Source organism: Phytopseudomonas daroniae (assembly GCF_004327275.1).
Classification (GTDB): domain Bacteria; phylum Pseudomonadota; class Gammaproteobacteria; order Pseudomonadales; family Pseudomonadaceae; genus Aquipseudomonas; species Aquipseudomonas daroniae.
The window spans coordinates 268,616-282,677 of sequence record NZ_QJUJ01000001.1; the positions used below are offsets into that span (position 1 = coordinate 268,616).

The following is a 14,062-nucleotide window of genomic DNA, read 5'->3' on the forward strand; positions in this document are numbered from 1 at the left end:
ACATTGAAAGATATATAGACCTAGCTGCTACACAGGTCAAGCGCGCCACGACGGTCGGGTTGCGGTAACCTAGCGGCAAATCGGAGCCCAGCAACGGCCAGAAAACAGAGGTTGCATGACAAATATCCGCAAGGTGGCCGCACTGGCCGGCGTCTCTGTCGCCACGGTTTCCCGCACCCTGAAAAGCCCCGCCCAGGTCTCGCCGGAAACCCGTGAAAAGGTGCTCGAGGCCGTCGAGCAGGCTGGCTACAAACCCAACCTGATGGCCATCCAGTTTCGCTCCCAGCGCACCCGCAATCTGGTGGTGCTGGTACCGGATATCGCCAATACCTTCTTCGCTCAGGTCATCCGCGGCATCCAGGAAGCGGCCAGCGCGTTCGATTATCGGGTCTTGCTGTGCAACACCCTTGGCAACCCGGACACTGAACGGCAGTTCGCCGAACTGGTGGATGCCAAGCAGGCCGACGGGGTCATTCAACTGCGCGCCTTCGACCCGTTCGCACGCGAGGATCATCCGCCGCTGGTGAACATCTGCGAGATCGTCGACAACGCCCCCTGGCCCACGGTCAGCCTGGACAACCGCGGCGCCGCCCGTACCATGACCGAGCACCTGCTAGCACTCGGTCACCGCCGTATCGGGCTGATCCAGGGGCCACCGGACAGCCCGCTGACCCGCGAGCGTTTCGCCGGTTACCGGGAAGCCCTCGACGCAGCGGGTCTCGAACTCGACCCGGCACTGCTGCAGGATGGTGATTACACCTGCCAGTCCGGGCATGCCGCAGCGGCGTACCTGCTGCGCAACGAAGCCCGTCCGACGGCGATCTTCTGCGAGAACGACGAGATGGCCATGGGCAGCATCCAGTGCATCCGCCAGGCCGGTCTGCGGGTTCCCGAGGACATTTCGGTCGCCGGCTTCGACGATATCTCCTTCGCTGCCTTTTGCGATCCACCACTGACCACCATCGCACAACCGGCCGAAGCCTTCGGGCAGCATGCGGTCGCCATGTTGCTGGCGCTGCTCGATGGCAAAAGCATTTCCGAGCATCACCTGATCCTGCCTTTCGAACTGGTCGTGCGCTCGAGCACAGCAGCCCATTCATAGGCGCTTCGCCAGCCCTGGAAGGCCCGTGCCAGCAGCGCTGCTTGCCTGATACTGCGGCTGAAATCAAAAGAGAAAATTACCGTTAAACGAGACGCTCGCAGCGTGCTTATGATGCTGCGCTCAACGCCCGCTTACCGAGCCCGAATCGCAGATGCCCAGAGAAAACTTCAACGACCTGCAGGCTTTCGTCGTCATTGCGCGGGAAGGCAGTTTTACCCGCGGCGCAGCGCAGCTCGGGGTTTCGCAGTCGGCCCTCAGCCACTCCATCCGCGGCCTGGAGGCACGCCTTGGCGTGCGCCTGCTGACCCGTACGACACGCAGCCTGGCGCTGACCGAAGCGGGGGAACGACTGTACGCCACGGTGGCGCCGCGCCTTGAGGAAATCGAGGCGGAGATGAGCGCCGTCAGCGAGTTTCGCGACAAGCCGGTTGGCACGCTGCGCATTACCACCTCCGAGCATGCCGCCAACAATATCCTCTGGCCCAAGCTGCACAAGGTTCTTTGCGACTACCCCGATATCAAGGTCGAGATCACCGTCGACTACGCCCTCACCGATATCGTGGCGCAGCGCTACGACGCTGGTGTGCGCCTCGGCGATCAGGTCGCCAAGGACATGATCGCCGTGCCGATCGGCCCGACCCTGCGTATGGCGGTGGTCGCTTCGCCGGATTACTTCACTCGCTACGAAGTGCCGATCACTCCGGCCGACCTGGCCCGGCACTGTTGCATCAACCTGCGCCTGCCGACCTATGGCGGTTTGCTGCAATGGGATTTCGAGAAGGACGGCCAGGAGATGAAGGCTCGCGTAGAGGGCCAGTGGACGTTCAACAGCAGCGGCCCGGTGCTGCGTGCGGCGCTGGCCGGCTGCGGGCTGGCTTTCCTGCCCGACGATATGGTGCAGGAACAGTTGGCAGACGGCACCCTGCTGCGCGTGCTGGAAGACTGGTGCGAGCCGTTTGCCGGCTACCACCTGTACTACCCGAACCGTCGCCAATACTCCCGCGCCCTCGGCGTGGTCATCGACGCGCTGCGCTACGAGCGCTGAGCCTCAGCTTCACGCTCCCACAGATAACCGAACAGCCACTTGGCACAGAGCCGTGTGAAAGCCAGAGATACACGGGATGTCATGGGACGGCCTGCTCAGGATCACGCATGAGGCTGTGAGCCAAACTCATGAAAGCATCCTGGTCATTCATGAATATTGTTCATAGCGCTATGCCGGCTTTGCTGCCTAGTGCTCTGCCCCCTCCCCTGATTAAGGTGTAGTCAGACTCATTCTAATCCGGCTGTGCTCGATACACAGGGCAGCCAGTCGAGGAAAACGGGAGAAGTGCAAATGCAAAAACGCCAACTCGGCAACAGCGGCCTGGAAGTCTCGGCCACATGAGCAATACTCACGACCCCTTGCGCCGTGCGTTGATCGCGGCACTCGCCAGTGCGCCATTTCTCGGTGCTTCCAATGCGGGCGCACAAGGCACTGACGTGCAGCGGCAGGGTTCACGCCTGCTGGTGGCGTACTTCTCGCGCACCGGCAATACCCGTGTGATCGCGGGCCTGATCCAGCGTGCACTGGATACCGATCTGCTGGAAATCCAGCCGGCCGTGCCCTACCCCGATGATTACCTGCAAACCGTCGAGCAAGCCCGCAAGGAACGAGACGCCGGCTACCGGCCAGCGCTTGCCTCCGGTGCGGTGGATCTCGCTCCGTACGACACATTGCTGCTCGGCTTTCCGATCTGCGGCGGCAGCACACCGCCAGTGATCCGTTCCTTTCTGTCCGCCCACGATCTCTCGGGCAAAACCCTGATCCCGTTCGTCACCCATGGCGGCTATGGCCTGGGCGACAGCAGATCGGTTCTCGTCAGCCATGCGAAAGGAGCCCGGGTGCTTGAAGGCTTCACCCTGGAAGCCGATCAGGAACGCCGCACCATGGAGCGGGTAAACCGCTGGCTCGAAGACGCCAAGATCAGCGGCTGACGCCGACTCACCCACTCAGGAGAAGCGAACATGAACGTGTGTCGTGCCAAAGCACTTGTAACGGCTGCCGCAGCCCTGTCACTGAACAGCTTCACCGCGCAAGCGGAAGACACCACGGATATCCGTATCGAACGGGCCGGCGAGCAGCCATCCGTACAGGTGCCTGCCGAATACTTCACCGGCAACGTGCGCCTGGATGCGCCCTTCAAGGGCAGCGGTGCTGCACGGGTCAGTGGCGGAACCGTCACCTTCGAGCCTGGTGCACGCACCGCGTGGCACAGCCACCCGCTCGGGCAGACGCTGATCGTGGTCAGTGGCGTGGGCTATGTGCAGAACTGGAATGGCCCGCGGCGGGAAATCCGCCCAGGCGATACGGTGTGGATCGCGCCGGGAGTCAAACACTGGCATGGCGCGACAGCAACCACGGCCATGAGCCATATCGCCATTGCCGAACAGCTGGACGGCAAGGTCGCTGACTGGATGGAAAAGGTCTCGGACGAGCAGTACGCGGCCCCGGCACAAGCCTCCTCGGGGCAGTGAAAGATCCGAGCGAACCGCCATTCCCGACGCTTCGCTCTTCACCCGGATCGCCTACCCTTCAACCGCGCGCAGAGTGATTCGGGTGATCTCCGAGGGTTTGCCCAACCGCAGCGGAAAGCCGCTCCACAGCCCCGCACCATTGCTCACGTACAGGCGCATGTCGCCTACCGCATATTCACCGGACACATAGCCCTCGTTGAACGCCTGGGTGACCCAGTGCATGCCCCACACCTGACCACCATGGGTGTGGCCGGACAACTGCAGGTCGGCACCGGCTATGGCATTGCCCGAAGCCGCCAACGGCCGATGGCTGAGCAGGATCACCACCGCCTCCTGAGGCACACCGGTCAGTGCCGCCGCAATATCAGGCAGCGGTTGACCGAAACGGCTGGCGGCCGGATCGGTGATGCCGGCAAGCACCAGGCTGGCGCTTTTTCCTGTAAGACTTTGCGACAGGAACATCGACAGCACTTACGCATGCCGCCAAGTAAACAGACAATCTATAAAGATAAAAAACGCCTAAATAAAGTCCAACTTCCGCATACACCCATGAGCAGAAGTCATCAATAAAAACGTCGGCAATTGAAAGAGCGCGCACGGACATGAGTACACACAGGATATATCGCTCATTCCGCTAAAAACGGCACGAAGCAAAATTCACGCCTGAACTTCATCAACTTTCCTACAGCCAAAAAAAACCGCCTCATATAGAGGCGGAAACCAAAGGATGATGAACTGGAGAGACCACCGGCTTCTCTCGAAAGCCAATGACCATGAGTTCATCACCCCGAATGGTATAGATAACCTGCCACGTCGAAGCATCATTTGCATCGATAGTAATAATCGACTCCTGTGGTTGGCCCGTGCGCCAGCGCGATGATAACTATCGCACTGTCTTGGTATATCGAGGCAAATAATAATTAGGTTCTGGAACTGGTGAATCAACAATTCAACACCTGCCAACTGACTAGGAGCATCCATGTTCAAGCACAAGAAACTCGCACTCGCCTGTGCCTGCTTAGCGGCAGGCATTCCACTGGCACATGCCAGTGAGCAATCCGAGTCCAACGGATTCATTGCAGACAGCAGCCTGAAACTCCTGCTGCGCAATGCGTACTTCAACCGTGACTTCAAGAACAACGCCGCCGACGCCAAGGTGTGGGGCCAAGGCTTCATCACCACCTTCGAGTCCGGCTTTACCCAAGGCACCGTCGGCGTGGGTGTCGATGCCTTCGGGTTGCTGGGGGTCAAGCTCGATAGCGGTCGGGGCCGCAATTACAGCGCCTTCTTCGATACCGACAGCGACGGCCGTCCGGTCGACGATCTGTCCCAGGCAGGTGCGGCGGTCAAGCTCCGTTTTTCCAACACAGTGGTCAGATACGGCAACCAGTTCCCGTCGCTACCCGTGCTCGCCCATGACGACAGCCGCCTGCTCCCGCAATCGTTCACCGGTACACTGGTTACCAGTAACGAAGTGCAAGGCCTCGAGTTGAACGTGGGCCGCTTCACGGCGGACAGCCCGATGGGCGACCCGGCACGCGACGCCAACCGCCTGAAGAAAATCGACGTGGTGGGCGGCAGCTACGCCTTCACCGACAACCTGAGCGCCGCGCTGTATCACTCGGACGTGGAAGACGTTTACGAGAAGTACTATGCGAACCTCAATTACACCGCGACGCTGAGCGAAAGCCAGGCACTCAACTTCGACTTCAACCTGTACCGAACCGACTACGACAACAACTCCGTCGCCGCTCTGGATTTTGGCGGCGACGGGCGTAATGACCGCAACAACATCTGGAGCCTGGTGGCGAAATACAGCGTCGGCTACCACGCCTTCATCATCGCCCACCAGCGAAATACCGGCGACGCCGGTTATGCCTACGACTACGGCGACGGCGGCAGCAGCGTTTACCTCGCCAACTCCTACTACTCGGACTTCAACCTGAAAGACGAGCGCTCCTGGCAAGCCAGCTACGAGCTGGACTTCTCCGGCTACGGAGTACCAGGCCTGCGCTACAAGTTCGCCTATGTGCGCGGCGATAACATCGACACGGGTGCGGACAAGGAAGGCAAGGAGCGCGAGCTGTTCAATCAGGTCAGCTACACCGTGCAGAACGGTGCGGCCAAAGATCTTTCCCTGCGGCTTCGCAACTCCATCTACCGCTCCAGCAATGCGGTAGGCCCCGATCTCAACGAGATCCGTGCCTTCGTCGAATACCCGCTCAGCATTCTGTAAGGAGAGCCGAGGCGGCCACGGCGATTGCCTGAACGGATTGCCGTGGACAATGCACAAGCGACGACCATCAGGTCGTCGCTTCTTTTGCGCTTATCACCCTGGTGTCGCGACAACGGTCATATGTCGGCCAGGGTGGTCGATGTGCCCGAGGCGGCGAACGGGGTATCGTAATGTGGGATGGCAGCCATGTGGCGCAAGCGGCCTGTCGTAGGGTGGACAACGCTTCACCTACGCGGCCCGACCCGTCCACCGCTCTGTGATCGCAATGGTGGATGAAAAGAGCGTCATCCACCCTACGTCCGCTACCGCCTTTGAGCGACCACTCAGCCCAATCGCTCGGATACGACATTTGATGTGTGACGCTACACTAGCTCACACCTGCTCGCCAGAGCCCCTGAACTGAACGGAGGCTTCGAGCAGACCGCGCACCCGCTGCAGATCCTCGAGCGTATCGATATCCGTCAGGATGCCGGGATCATTGACTTCGAGCTGCAGAACGCGACCCTCGGCGCGATACCGCCGCACGATCGACGCACCGCCCGCCTCGCCGCTGAGTGCGACCAGCTCATCGAAGCATTCACGTCCGAACCCGACCGGGTGGCCTTTTTCACCGCCCGAGACCGGCACCACTACCAGATTGTCCACCAAGGCCGCCGCCACACTGCGAATGCTCTGGGCCGTCACCAACGGCAGATCGCCCGGCAGCACCAGCCAGCCTGAAGCGCTTGCCGTTGCGCGTACACCTTCGGCAATCGAGTCGGCCATGCCGTCACCGCGGGCGCTGTGCACCACATGCACACCGAGTCCGGAGCGTTCGACCGCCGCCAGCACATGCTCGAGAATCGGCTTGCCGTGCAGATCGGCCTGCAGCTTGCTCGTGGTGCCGCCCGAGGCGCGAAAGCGCGAGCCGCACCCGGCGGCCAGCACGATAACCACAAGGCTGTTCGGCACCACGGCTACACCTCGCCTCGGTCGATGCCGTTGGCGACCCTCAGCACATCGGCCATGGTTGCCAGGGCGATTTCCGCCGGCGACTTGCTGCCCAGTTGCAAGCCGATCGGCGCATGAATCTGCGCCATCTCATCTCGCTTCAAGCCGCCTAAACGCGCCAGCCGCTCCAGGCGTTTGCCGCTGGTACGCTGCGAGCCCATTGCACCGATATAGAAAGCCTCGGTACGCACGGCCTCGATAAGCGTCAGGTCGTCCATGCGCGGATCATGGGTCAGAGCAAGAATCGCGGTGGCGCGATGGGCGCCCTGTTCGGCGATGAAACGCGCCGGCAGCAACTCGAGAACCTGTACGCCTGGCACCGTCACCTCGGCGATGACCTCGGGGCGCGGATCGCAAAGGATCACCTCGTAACCGAGCGACGTCGCGAAGCCGGCACAGAACTCGGCGACAGGCGACCAGCCCGCCAGAATCACCCGCAGCACGGCGCCAACCCTGATCGACACACGCTCATCACCACGCTGGATCTTCGCGTCGCCCATGCTGCCTGGACGGCATTCACTGGCGCCATTGCCAAGCGGCACGTCACGGATCAACAGTTCGCCACCACCGAGGGCATGCTCGACCTGGCGCAACATCTCTTCGGCGCCATCGCCTGGCGGGATGTATTCGATCAATACATCCAGCACACCGCCACAGGGCAACGCCCGGGTAGGCGCCAGACCGCCCGCGCCATAACGCACCACCTGATTGCGCTCGGCAAACGACCCCGTCGCCACCCGCTCGAGAAAATCCTCCTCCACGCAGCCGCCGGACAGCGACCCACAGAACGCCCCCGTGGGCAGCGCCACCAGCATCGCGCCAGGCGCCCGCGGTGCCGAGCCGAATGTCGACAGCACGGTGCACAACCAGACCGGTCGTCCCTCTTCCAGCCATACACGAGCCTGCTGAACGACCTGCAGGTCAAGTTGCTTCATCAAAACCACCTCGCCACATCAACCCAGGCAACGGAGGCTACCGAGCAGGCAGACGCCGCATGATCACAGGCCTATCGAACGGCCATCAGTTTTTCCTTGGTGATGGGCAGGCTGCGCACGCGCTGACCCGTGGCATGGTAAACGGCGTTGGCGACGGCGGCCGCCAGCCCCGTCACGCCGATCTCACCAATGCCCCGTGCGCCGAACTCACCGAGCTGGTAGTCGGGATAGTCGAGCAGCAGCACGTCGATGTCCGGCTGATCGCCGTGAACGGGCACCACGTACTCGGCGAAATTGTTGTTCGCCGGCAAGCCATTGCGCGGGTCGTACTCGGCCGCCTCGAACAGCGCCATGCCGATGCCCATGACGATCGCGCCCTCGACCTGATTGCGCGCCGCCAGCGGGTTGACCACCTTGCCGACGTCGATGGCGCTGACCACCCGCGAAACCCGCAGGCGGGAGATGCCCGGATCCCAGCGCACCTCGACGAAATGCACGCCAAACGAGCGGAAGGAGTACTTGTCGTTATCCGATGCGCCGCTGTGGTAGGTCGCTTCGGCCCGTGACAGGCGCTGACGAGTCAGCACATCGGCGAAGCTGGCACGCACACCGTCTTTGCTCAGTTGTCCGCTTTCGCCCAGTTCAAGGCTCCGCGGATCCTGGCCGGCGAATGGGCCGTTATCCATCACCGCGTACTCGCGTAATTTCTCCAGCGCCTGCCGGGTCGCCCCTGCGACGGCGGGCATCAGGCTGGCGGTCACCCAGGAACCGCCGGACAAGGCGCCGGGCGGGAACGACGAGTTACCCAGTTGCACCTCGATGCGCTCCATGGGCAGGCCAGTCAGTTCGCTGACCGTCTGCGCGATGATGGTATAGGTGCCGGTGCCGATATCCTGCAGGCCGCATTGCACCAGCGCGCGACCATCGGCACGCAGAATCACGCGGGCGTCGGTCGCCACCTGGAAGGCCTCCCAGTTGCAGGCACCCACGCCGTAACCGATCAGTTCGTCGCCGTCACGCATGGCACCCACGGCCGGGTTGCGCCGATACCAGCCGAAGCGCTCGGCGGCCTTTTCTATCGCTTCAGGCAAATGGTTGCTGGACCACGGCAGATCCATGCTTTCGTCTTTCGTGGCGAGGTTCATCTGCCGGAACACCAGAGGATCCACCCCGCTGGCCAGGGCGATTTCGTCGATTGCCGATTCCAGGGCGAACAACCCCGGTGCCGCGCCGGGCGCGCGCATGGACGTCGGCGTGCCACGATTGAGCAGGCTGACCTGGTTGCTGACCAGCACGTTCGGGCAGGAATACAGACTCTTGGTGACCCCACCGCAATTCTCGGTGTAATTGTCCAGGGTCGACGTGCTGTTGTAGGACTCGTGGCGGATGGACAGCAGCTTGCCCTCGCCATCGGTGGCCAGGCGCAAACGCTGGCGGGTTTCCGGACGATGGCCAACGGTGGTGAACATCTGCTCCCTTGGCACCACCAGTTGCACCGGGCGCCTGGTGACCTTGGCAGCGGCACAGGCGGCAATCGAGTGCGGCCAGGGCCAGAGTTTGGCGCCGAAACCGGAGCCGATATAGGGCGCGAGCACTTCGACCTGATCCGCGGACAGGTCGAAGACATTGGCCAGCACGTTGCGATGATTGACCACGCCCTGGCTACTTTCGTAGACGTACAAACGACCGTCACGCCAATGGGCGGTGGTGGCATGCATTTCCATGGGATTGTGGGTTTCCACCGGCGTGGTGTAGGTCACGTCGATGCGGTGCGCGGCCTGCTGATACGCCGCCTCGGGCTCGCCACGCTCATGGCCGCCATTACCGGAACGCGCACCGCGGGTGCGCAGCGCATCCTGCAGGCTGTTGATCGACTCTTCCTGCCGATAATCGACGCGAACCCGGTACGCGGCCGCCCTCGCCTGCTCGAAGCTTTCGGCCACTACCAGGGCAACGAACTGTCCCGGGTAGTAGACGCGATCATCCTCGAAGGGCAGACGGTGCTCGTCCACCTTGCTGGCAGTGAGGATATTCTTGATCAGGTTCACGGCCCCGCTGGGGGTGCGGTGCAGGCGGGGGAAATTACCGTGGTGCAGCACCTCGACGACGCCAGGCATGCGCCGCGCCTCGTCGTCGTGAATCGCCACGATCTGCCCACGGGAAATGCTGCTGTAAACGCCATAGGCATACAGCTGGCCGTCCAGGTGATGATCCGCGGTGTACAGCGCCGCACCACTGACCTTCTGCCAGCCTTCGACGCGCCGCTGGGCGACGCCAATGATTTTCTCGCTCATGAAAAAAGCTCCTAAGAATCTTTTCACGATCTAGCGAGCTAGAGCCATACAAGGCAAAAACAAGCGAGGAAGCGGAGTTTACGAGCTGTAAATGAGCATTCCGAGCTTGTTTTTAACGCAGTAGGGCCGACGCGCAGCAGATCGTGAACAGGGTCTAAGCCGTCAGGTCGCGAAGGCTGCGCACAACCACCTGCTGCCCCAGTGGAATTTTGAAGGCGTTGTGCTCGTATGCCCGCGCCCCTTTCAACGCCAGTTCGGCCACACGGGCGAACGTCTCCGCCGTCGCCCGTTGGCCGATCAGCGCCCGCTCGGCCTCTGTGGCCCGCCACGGCTTGCTGGCCACACCGCCCAGGGCGATGCGGGCATCGGCGATGCGCTGCCCGTCGAGCACCAGGATGATCGCGCTGGAGGCCAGGGCGAACTGGTAAGAGGCGCGGTCGCGCAGTTTGAGATAGGCGCCGCGGCTACCGGCCAGCGGCGCGTCCAGCGTTACATGGGTGATGAGCTCACCGCGCTCCAGCGCATGTTCGCGCCATGGCGTGTCACCGGGCAGCAGATGGAAGTCGCCAAACGGGATTTCCCGCTCGCCCGTGGCGCCGCGTACCGTGACCCGTGCGCCGATGGCGGCCATCGCCACACACATGTCCGAAGGGTGTGTGGCGATGCAATGTTCGCTGGTACCCAGCACGGCATGCACGCTGCGATTCAACCCACCAATGGCCGCGCAACCCGAACCCGGCTCGCGCTTGTTGCAGGCCGAGGAACCATCGCGAAAATAATTACAGCGCACGCGCTGCATGAGGTTGCCGGCGGTGGTCGCCTTGTTGCGCAGCTGCGTGGAGGCGCCAGCCAGAATGGCCTGTGACAGCACCGGATAGTGCTCGCGTACCAGCGGGTGATTGGCCAGATCGGTGTTGCTCACCAGCGCGCCGACACGCAGCCGACCATCGGCCAGGCGCTCGACCTGCTTCAACTGCAGGTGATTGATGTCGACGATCTGCTCGGGCTTCATCACGTCCAGCTTGACCAGATCGAGCAGCGTGGTGCCGCCCGCCAGGTAGGCTCGTGGCTGGTCGCCGGTCATCGAACCGATGGCGTGTGCGGACGACTCGGCACGTACGAAATTGAAAGTGCGCATCAGACCGCCCCTCCCATCTTCGAACGCGCGGACTGCACCGCGCTGAGGATGTTCTTGTACGCGCCGCAGCGACAGATGTTGCCGCTCATGGCTTCGCGGACGCTGGCGTCATCGCTGGGGATGTTCGGATCCTTGAGAATCGCCACGGCGCTCATGATCTGCCCGGAGGTGCAGTAGCCGCATTGGTAAGCATCGTGCTCCCAGAAGGCTTCCTGTACCGGGTGCAGGGTGTCGCCCTGGGCGAGGCCTTCGATGGTGGTGATGCTGTCGCCGTCGTGCTGCACCGCGAGCGACAGGCAGGCGTTGATCGCCACATCGTTGACCAACAGGGTGCAGGCACCGCACTGGCCGTAATCACACCCCTTTTTCGTACCGGTCAGTTGCAGACGATCGCGCAACACATCGAGCAGGATCGCATTGGCCGGCACGTTCAACGCGTGCACCTGGCCATTCACCGTCAGGCGAATGCGCTGCTCGCCAACGCCAGGAACCGACTTGTCTTCGATGTCGGGTACAGCTTCCCGGTCTGCCGCCAGGGCGCTGCCGGGCAACAAGCCGGACAGCGTTGCCGCGGCGATGCCCGAGGCACCGAACTTGAGAAAACTGCGGCGCGTCGGCTTTACCGCCAACGCTACCGGATCCACTTCCACCACCGGGCTCTGCAAGGTCTTCTGATCTTTCATCACGGTCACCTCAAGGTCGCTCATGTTGGCAGGCCCCTGAAAACCGCAGGCTGCCACGACTCATTTCGTTTTATTGTCACTACACCAGGCACTGAACTTGGTAGCTGCAGCTCTCGCTTCAGTTCACTGTTTTTCAGGGCAAGGATTATTCTGTGCGCTACGAATTGTTAATCGCTCCTGTTGCCACATGACTATAGCCGGCTGCAGTCGATCTATTTCGCCAAACATTGGTGTTCACGGATGCGAACTTATTCGCTTAACCAAGACGGTATGCGAACAACAGCTGAAGCTAACACCTGCGACCACAGGCGATTAGTAGGAAATATTGCAAAGCCTGATGAGCGAGACTCATAAATGCCTGATCATCAATTTGACCAACAGCAATCGAGACAGTATTGGGCAATGATCGACTTACTTCAGAAACACGTAAGCTCTGCCCTTATTTAACCGGTGAGACTAACGATTCCGTCGGCAAACTTACCTACATGAAGATTTGAATATAGATTTTTTGCCAAACACCGGGTGATTACTCAACTTGGTGCCGGTAACTGAATCAGGCAATAAAGGCGGGACTTATCCGGCAGAACCAAGTGCTGGATCGGGCAACTGAAAACCACTGAAGAGATAGGCTGCCAAGACCGGAGCATATTCGTCTCGCGGCCCTGACAGCGGCACCGATTAAACGTACGCCTGACGAGCCGCACCGCGTGGCAGTCGGTTGCGGCCTGGCATCTGCTCCAGTTTCTGCCGCCATGCTGCCCGTACGCTCAGGGCAGTTTTCGGATCAGGTTGCTTGGCCGCAGCTTTCGCCGCCCGAGCGGCTGCACGCAGCTCGGCCAGGGTTGGCGTGCGATTGACGGCCTCGGCAGGGGCAGCGTCCTTCTCCAGCGAGCGCAGGCAAAGCTTGCAGGAAACCTGCGTCTGATCCTGGGTAGCGCTGAGGCTCGAACCGGTGCGGCCACAAGCGACAGTGTTCTGGGAAGGCGAGTAGTGAATGGCCAACGTGACATCTCCAGCAGTAAAACGGGGCGGGGATTTTACATATCCACCGAGGTTTCTGCGCAGTCACATGATGGGAGTTTTTGTACGCAGGACATCGCAGCTCGCTGCTCGAATCGCTTACGCCTGCCGAATGTCGGTCTGGGGTGTTTTTTCGGGGATCATCGCCGCGCATATGGCGAGTAGCTGGCTAACCGTCCACGGCTTGGGAATCACCGCCACGTTCAAGCCCTCGAAATCGCTCGTCTCTTCCAGAAAACCGGAAGAGATGATGATCGGCAGATCCGGGAAGCGATCACGGATCAGATGGGCGAGAAAAATACCGTCGATATCGCCAGGCATGCTGAAGTCGGTCAGCACCATCTGCACCTGACCGTCGCAGCTGGCGAGGAACTCCCAGGCGTCGTCGGCACAGGGGAAGGCTTTCACCTGATGACCTTGTTCTTCGAAGATCTCCACGAGGAGCTCTCTGATGGAGCGTTCGTCTTCGGCTATGACTATCAGTGGCATCGCTTGGATCCGGGCAGTAGCGGTGGGAGTCAGGCTCTGACCGACAGCCAAGGGCAAGATTTCATAAATATCCACGTCATTTCGATTGACGGAAGTGGTTCGCCAGCGTCGGCTGGTACGCGGCAAGCTCCGAGCCTTTCTACAGGTTGTCGATCATCTCCTGGGCGTCATGTCGCCGGTGGACTCCAGGGCTTCACGCTGAACATCAGGAGGCGCCTTTACATGCGGCACGCTCACTCGATGCGTTCCTGGTCTTCTTCCGGCAAGTGGGTGTCCACCTGCAGCCAGGGCAGTCGGCTCTGCGTCCAGATATGCCGATCCGCCGGCGCCTGTTCAGGGTGATCCAGCGTCGCGATGGTGACATCCAGCGACTGCGGGCTCAGCGCAGTGAACAGGGCCAGATGAGCGCCGCACGTCGGGCAGAAATACCGTGTGCAGCTTGGCGATGAAGCGTAGCGGGCGGGCTCGCCCTTTAGCCAGACAAAGCGCGCCAGCGGGACGGTGATCCAGGTCACCAGAATGCCGCCGGTGCTGCGCCGACAGATCGAGCAGTGGCAATGGGCGATATCGGTCAGCGGTGCCTGAAACTGATAACGCAGTGCACCGCACTGACAGCCGCCACTGTGGATACTGAGCATCATCATCTCCTCCGTTGTAC

General features: G+C 61.4%; 14 protein-coding genes. 5 read left to right on the plus strand and 9 right to left on the minus strand.

Annotation, left to right across the window (positions count from 1 at the left end):
* Positions 1 to 115 precede the first annotated feature (115 nt).
* From DNK10_RS01340 to DNK10_RS01355, 4 genes are all read left to right on the plus strand, one after another.
* On the plus strand, positions 116 to 1,102 hold the full coding sequence (locus tag DNK10_RS01340; protein ID WP_131190332.1) for a LacI family DNA-binding transcriptional regulator: 987 nt from the start codon (positions 116 to 118) through the stop codon (positions 1,100 to 1,102).
* Between the two features lie 151 nt (positions 1,103 to 1,253).
* Positions 1,254 to 2,147 carry a LysR family transcriptional regulator gene (locus DNK10_RS01345; RefSeq protein WP_131190333.1) on the plus strand — a complete coding sequence of 298 codons (894 nt, stop codon included), beginning with the start codon at positions 1,254 to 1,256 and terminating at the stop codon, positions 2,145 to 2,147.
* Positions 2,148 to 2,485: 338 nt separating this feature from the next.
* The gene (locus DNK10_RS01350; protein ID WP_131190334.1) at positions 2,486 to 3,079 is read left to right on the plus strand and encodes a flavodoxin; all 594 of its coding nucleotides are present in this window, start codon (positions 2,486 to 2,488) and stop codon (positions 3,077 to 3,079) included.
* A 30-nt stretch (positions 3,080 to 3,109) separates the two neighbouring features.
* Positions 3,110 to 3,619: a (R)-mandelonitrile lyase gene (locus tag DNK10_RS01355; RefSeq protein WP_131190335.1), complete on the plus strand. Its 510-nt coding sequence runs from the start codon at positions 3,110 to 3,112 to the stop codon at positions 3,617 to 3,619.
* Between the two features lie 51 nt (positions 3,620 to 3,670).
* Here the strand turns inward: DNK10_RS01355 and DNK10_RS01360 are convergent, their stop codons facing one another.
* Positions 3,671 to 4,081 carry a metallophosphoesterase gene (locus tag DNK10_RS01360; protein ID WP_208738772.1) on the minus strand — a complete coding sequence of 137 codons (411 nt, stop codon included), beginning with the start codon at positions 4,079 to 4,081 and terminating at the stop codon, positions 3,671 to 3,673.
* A 517-nt stretch (positions 4,082 to 4,598) separates the two neighbouring features.
* On the opposite strand from DNK10_RS01360, the gene DNK10_RS01365 reads away from it, so the two are divergent.
* The gene (locus DNK10_RS01365; RefSeq protein ID WP_131190336.1) at positions 4,599 to 5,855 is read left to right on the plus strand and encodes an OprD family porin; all 1,257 of its coding nucleotides are present in this window, start codon (positions 4,599 to 4,601) and stop codon (positions 5,853 to 5,855) included.
* A 372-nt stretch (positions 5,856 to 6,227) separates the two neighbouring features.
* On the opposite strand, the gene DNK10_RS01370 is transcribed toward DNK10_RS01365, so the two are convergent.
* The 8 genes from DNK10_RS01370 to DNK10_RS01405 form a co-directional block, all read right to left on the minus strand.
* Positions 6,228 to 6,806: a nucleotidyltransferase family protein gene (locus DNK10_RS01370; RefSeq protein WP_131190337.1), complete on the minus strand. Its 579-nt coding sequence runs from the start codon at positions 6,804 to 6,806 to the stop codon at positions 6,228 to 6,230.
* 5 nt (positions 6,807 to 6,811) lie between these two features.
* Positions 6,812 to 7,780 (minus strand): XdhC family protein, encoded by a 969-nt coding sequence (locus DNK10_RS01375; protein WP_131190338.1) that lies wholly within the window; start codon positions 7,778 to 7,780, stop codon positions 6,812 to 6,814.
* A 71-nt stretch (positions 7,781 to 7,851) separates the two neighbouring features.
* On the minus strand, positions 7,852 to 10,074 hold the full coding sequence (locus DNK10_RS01380) for a xanthine dehydrogenase family protein molybdopterin-binding subunit (RefSeq protein ID WP_131190339.1): 2,223 nt from the start codon (positions 10,072 to 10,074) through the stop codon (positions 7,852 to 7,854).
* 154 nt (positions 10,075 to 10,228) lie between these two features.
* Positions 10,229 to 11,212, minus strand: a complete 984-nt coding sequence (locus DNK10_RS01385; protein WP_131190340.1) for an FAD binding domain-containing protein — start codon at positions 11,210 to 11,212, stop codon at positions 10,229 to 10,231.
* The gene (locus DNK10_RS01390) at positions 11,212 to 11,895 is read right to left on the minus strand and encodes a 2Fe-2S iron-sulfur cluster-binding protein (RefSeq protein WP_131190786.1); all 684 of its coding nucleotides are present in this window, start codon (positions 11,893 to 11,895) and stop codon (positions 11,212 to 11,214) included. The genes DNK10_RS01385 and DNK10_RS01390 overlap by 1 nt, the downstream gene beginning before the upstream one ends.
* A 678-nt stretch (positions 11,896 to 12,573) precedes the next feature.
* A complete protein-coding gene (locus DNK10_RS01395; protein ID WP_131190341.1) occupies positions 12,574 to 12,897 on the minus strand; it encodes a hypothetical protein in 324 nt (107 codons plus the stop codon).
* A 117-nt stretch (positions 12,898 to 13,014) separates the two neighbouring features.
* Positions 13,015 to 13,479: a response regulator gene (locus DNK10_RS01400; RefSeq protein ID WP_242674612.1), complete on the minus strand. Its 465-nt coding sequence runs from the start codon at positions 13,477 to 13,479 to the stop codon at positions 13,015 to 13,017.
* Between the two features lie 158 nt (positions 13,480 to 13,637).
* Entirely contained in the window at positions 13,638 to 14,042 is a 405-nt protein-coding gene (locus tag DNK10_RS01405; RefSeq protein WP_131190342.1) for a GFA family protein, read from the minus strand.
* Positions 14,043 to 14,062: the final 20 nt, after the last annotated feature.

Coding starts and splice junctions, on each gene's coding strand:
- DNK10_RS01340 (WP_131190332.1), top strand. CDS start 116: ATGACAAATATCCGCAAGGTGGCCGCACTGGCCGGCGTCTCTGTCGCC.
- DNK10_RS01345 (WP_131190333.1), top strand. CDS start 1,254: ATGCCCAGAGAAAACTTCAACGACCTGCAGGCTTTCGTCGTCATTGCG.
- DNK10_RS01350 (WP_131190334.1), top strand. CDS start 2,486: ATGAGCAATACTCACGACCCCTTGCGCCGTGCGTTGATCGCGGCACTC.
- DNK10_RS01355 (WP_131190335.1), top strand. CDS start 3,110: ATGAACGTGTGTCGTGCCAAAGCACTTGTAACGGCTGCCGCAGCCCTG.
- DNK10_RS01360 (WP_208738772.1), bottom strand. CDS start 4,081: ATGTTCCTGTCGCAAAGTCTTACAGGAAAAAGCGCCAGCCTGGTGCTT.
- DNK10_RS01365 (WP_131190336.1), top strand. CDS start 4,599: ATGTTCAAGCACAAGAAACTCGCACTCGCCTGTGCCTGCTTAGCGGCA.
- DNK10_RS01375 (WP_131190338.1), bottom strand. CDS start 7,780: ATGAAGCAACTTGACCTGCAGGTCGTTCAGCAGGCTCGTGTATGGCTG.
- DNK10_RS01380 (WP_131190339.1), bottom strand. CDS start 10,074: ATGAGCGAGAAAATCATTGGCGTCGCCCAGCGGCGCGTCGAAGGCTGG.
- DNK10_RS01385 (WP_131190340.1), bottom strand. CDS start 11,212: ATGCGCACTTTCAATTTCGTACGTGCCGAGTCGTCCGCACACGCCATC.
- DNK10_RS01390 (WP_131190786.1), bottom strand. CDS start 11,895: ATGAAAGATCAGAAGACCTTGCAGAGCCCGGTGGTGGAAGTGGATCCG.
- DNK10_RS01405 (WP_131190342.1), bottom strand. CDS start 14,042: ATGCTCAGTATCCACAGTGGCGGCTGTCAGTGCGGTGCACTGCGTTAT.